This is a genomic window from Rhodobaculum claviforme (assembly GCF_016653255.1).
Lineage (GTDB): Bacteria > Pseudomonadota > Alphaproteobacteria > Rhodobacterales > Rhodobacteraceae > Rhodobaculum > Rhodobaculum claviforme.
Map to the genome: position 1 here is coordinate 1 of NZ_NHSD01000228.1, position 2995 is coordinate 2995.

Below are 2995 nucleotides of genomic sequence, written 5' to 3' on the forward strand. Positions count from 1 at the left end.
TGGCTGTCGGGCGCCAATGCCCTGCACGCGGGCGATGTGCCCGCGGACGCCCACGCCCAGGCGCATCTTGCCCTCGACCAGCTGGAGGCGGCGCTGAAGTCGGTGGGCGGCTCGCTTGCCGACCTGACAAAGCTGACGACCTGTGTGATCGACAGAGGCTATCGCACCGCAGTCTATCGCGCCATCGCCGAGCGTGTGCAGACCGACGCCCGGCCCGTCAGCACCGGGCTGGTGGTCGCGGGGCTGTGCGATCCGTCGCTGGTGGTCCAGATCGACGCCGAAGCCTGGATCGGCGAGGGGCGCCGGAATATCCGGCCCTATGACTATGACGACTGGTTCGGGCAGGGCTTCGCCTGGCACGGCTCCATGGTCCTCGTCACGCCCGACGAATTCTTCGTGCGCGGCCAGACCGGCGGGGCGCTGGACCATTCCGGTCAACCCGTCACGGGACGCACTCCGGACGCCGCGCGCCAGCTTGCTCACGACGGCCTTGCGAACCTGCGCCAGCTGCTCGAGGAAGCCGGCGGCGGGCTGGAGGATGTGGCCCGTATCAACGTGTATCTGGCCGACCGGCGCCACCGCGCTGCGATCTATCCAGAGATCGGCGCAGCGTTTGGCGACATCCATCCCTGTTCCACCGGCGTCGTCACCACCGCGTTTGCTCGCGAGGACATCGTGTGGGAGATCGACGTGATCGCGCCACGCCGCAAGGACGGCGCCTCGCATCGCCGTCACCGAAAGTACCACTCCGCCACCGCCCGCTACGGCACCGAGGTGCAGCCGCTGGATTGCAAGTTCTGCATGAGCGTACAGGCGGGCGGGCGCATAGTCTTGCGCGGTCAGACGGGCATGGCGCTGGACGAGCAGCTGGTGGGCCCGGGCGATGTGGTGGCGCAGACCGAGCAGGCAATGGACAACGTGGCGCAGCTTCTTGCGGAGGCCGGAGCGGGCTTCGGTGATGTGGTCAAGGCCGTCGTCTATGTCACCGAAGGTGATTTCGTGGGCCCGGTCAACCGCACGTTGACCGCGCGATTCGGGGCCGATCTGCCGGCGCTGACGACCGTGGTGGTCAAGGGCCTCGCCAGCCCCGAGCTTCTGATGGAGATCGACATTACTGCCATGACGCCGGCCGGCTCAGGACGGCCACGGCGTGTGAACTGATGCGGTGGATGACCGACCCCAGGCCCGCACGGCCGTGTCCGTGTTGGTGACGCGGGTGAGGGTTTCAATCGACACGCAGCGTCGCGCCACAGTCAATTCGTCTTTGGTCTCCAGCATGGCGGGGTGGCCCGCTTCGAACGGCTGACAGGCCAGATCGCCGCCCTGCTGCCGAGCTGGTCGCTGGCGCCGGTGGTGGAGGCCGTGCAGCCGCGGCGGTGATCCTGCAGCATGGACTTTGCGCGCGCGAGGGCCTCATCTTCCCGACCCTGGCGCAGCAGCGCCTCGGTGGCGAACCGCTCGTCGGACCACATCCGGATGTTGCGGAGCTTGAGGAGCGCCAGCAGCTCGTCATGGCGCCCGGCCTCCAGCAGGCACGACAGGGTGAGAGTGGCCGTCGGTACATGCGAGAAACGTGCATGATCTGCCCATGCCTGTTCGATCAGATCGAGATCGCGGTCGACGTGCTTGTGCATCAGCACGCTAGAGCGTGTTGCGGGCTTCCCGATTCAGGATTCCCATGGCGTCTGATCCGTGATTCCCTGTCTGCGAGGCAGATATGGGGGTCTGGGATGGGCAAGCCACATCCTGTCGAGCTTCGCGAGCGGGTAGTGGCCTTCGTCGAGGAAGGGCATTCGCATCGTTCGGCGTCGGCACGGTTCCGGGTTTCAGTGAAGTTCGTCAATGACATGGTGATCCTGAAACGCGAGACGGGCGGACTTCAGCCGCGGCGCCAGGGCAATGGCGGAGGGCATGGCAAGCTGGAGCCGGTGCGCGTGTGGCTGGAGGCGCGGATGGCGCAGAAGCGGGACCTGACGCTGGACGATCTGGTGGCCGAGCTTTCTGACCGGCACGGCATTGCGATCCATCGCGTCTCGGTCTGGCGGTTCCTCCGCAGCCTCGGCCTGACGCACAAAAAAAGCCCTGCGCGCCGTCGAGCAGAAGCGGCCTGACGTCCGTCACGCGCGCCACATCTGGATCACACGGCGCCAGCCCTTCATGCGCAACCTGTTGCCAAGGCTTGGTTTCATCGATGAAACCTCGCTCAAGACCAACATGGCCAAGACCACCGGCTGGGCGCCGAAGGGTGCCCGGCTGATCGACCACGCCCCGTTCGGCCACTGGAACACCCAGACGTTCATCGCCGCGCTGCGCCACGACCGGCTGGACGCCCCCTGGGTGATCGGCGGCGCCATGAACCGCGCGCTGTTCGACCTCTATGTCGAGACGCAGCTCGTTCCGACCCTGCAGCCAGGCGACGTGATCATCCTCGACACCCTCGCCGCCCACCACAGCCCGACAGCCGCAGCGGCCATGCAGGCGGTCGGCGCGTGGTTCCTGTTCCTGCCTGCCTACAGCCCCGACCTGAACCCGATCGAGATGGCCTTCAGCAAGCTCAAGGCCCTCATCCGACGCGCCACTGCGCGAACCTACGAAGACCTCTGGCGGGCCGTTGGCCACGTCTGCGACCTCTTCACCGACGAGGAGTGCTACAATTTCTTCAAGGCCGCCGGATACGAAACCAATTGAGCGCAACACGCTCTAGGCTCAGGACTCATAGCCAGAAGATGACGGTTGCGGCGAGGGCGATGGCTGAGAGGAAGACCTTGGGGCATCGGTCGTAGCGGGTGGCGATGGCCGGGAATGTCCCGCCCGATGTTGAACTTCGTGGAGTGAAGGGTGGCGTTGCTCTCCCTGAGCCGTAGGCTCGGGGTGTTCAATCCAGATGGAGAGCAACACCATGAAGAGAGTTACCACATCCCCGCTGGCGCTGGCCAGCACGGCCGACCTGACGACGGCGGTCGAGGAGGCGCGCGACGCGGTCGGGGCGAGCTTC

Annotated in this window: 3 protein-coding genes and 1 pseudogene; 2 read left to right on the top strand and 2 right to left on the bottom strand. The window is 66.3% G+C overall.

Annotated features, from left to right (window positions below):
- Positions 1-1161: RidA family protein (locus CCR87_RS08235; protein WP_201157057.1), on the top strand; the 1161-nt coding region annotated here is incomplete at its 5' end.
- A gap of 92 nt (positions 1162-1253) precedes the next feature.
- On the opposite strand, the gene CCR87_RS08240 is transcribed toward CCR87_RS08235, so the two are convergent.
- A complete protein-coding gene (locus tag CCR87_RS08240; RefSeq protein ID WP_201157058.1) occupies positions 1254-1634 on the bottom strand; it encodes a hypothetical protein in 381 nt (126 codons plus the stop codon).
- Between the two features lie 96 nt (positions 1635-1730).
- On the opposite strand from CCR87_RS08240, the gene CCR87_RS08245 reads away from it, so the two are divergent.
- Positions 1731-2688, top strand: a protein-coding gene (locus CCR87_RS08245) for an IS630 family transposase (RefSeq protein ID WP_201157059.1) whose coding sequence is annotated in 2 segments (ribosomal slippage) — positions 1731-2081 and positions 2083-2688 — 957 coding nt in all. Because the reading frame shifts where the segments join, the coding sequence is not laid out codon by codon here.
- A 25-nt stretch (positions 2689-2713) separates the two neighbouring features.
- On the opposite strand, the pseudogene CCR87_RS08250 reads toward CCR87_RS08245, so the two are convergent.
- Positions 2714-2794: pseudogene (locus tag CCR87_RS08250) on the bottom strand (IS5/IS1182 family transposase); the annotation flags it as partial.
- Positions 2795-2995: the final 201 nt, after the last annotated feature.

Bases quoted from the DNA above. Each gene is read 5' to 3' on its own strand.
- CCR87_RS08240 (WP_201157058.1), bottom strand. From the start codon at position 1,634: ATGCACAAGCACGTCGACCGCGATCTCGATCTGATCGAACAGGCATGG.